General features: G+C 53.0%; 1 protein-coding gene. It reads right to left on the bottom strand.

Annotated elements, in window-relative coordinates:
• Positions 1-353, bottom strand: a 353-nt coding sequence (locus KDM89_RS20650) for an S-adenosylmethionine:tRNA ribosyltransferase-isomerase (RefSeq protein WP_212689723.1), incomplete at both ends; no start/stop codon positions are given.

Below are 353 nucleotides of genomic sequence, written 5' to 3' on the forward strand. Positions count from 1 at the left end.
TGCATCACGTGTTCCTTCAGGTTTTCAGTACGTACCGGCTGAAACGTACCGGCACCAACGTGTAAGGTCACATAGGCCAGCGTAATCCCTTTATCGCGGCAACGCTGCAGCAAGGCTTCATCAAAATGCAAGCCTGCTGTCGGCGCAGCGACCGCGCCTGGCACACGGTTGTACACGGTCTGATAACGCTGCTCATCAAAAGCATCGGCATCGTGCTCAATGTACGGTGGCAATGGCAAACGGCCATAGGTGTCGAGCAGGGTAAAAATATCCTCAGGGAAGTGCAGTGTAAAAAATTCACCAGCACGCTCACCAACGGTCACATCAAACGCATCGGCCAGGCGAATTTTACT

Origin of the sequence: Cognatundibacterium luofuense (assembly GCF_018139685.1) — a bacterium.
In the GTDB taxonomy this organism is placed as follows: Bacteria; Pseudomonadota; Gammaproteobacteria; order Burkholderiales; family Burkholderiaceae_D; genus Undibacterium; species Undibacterium luofuense.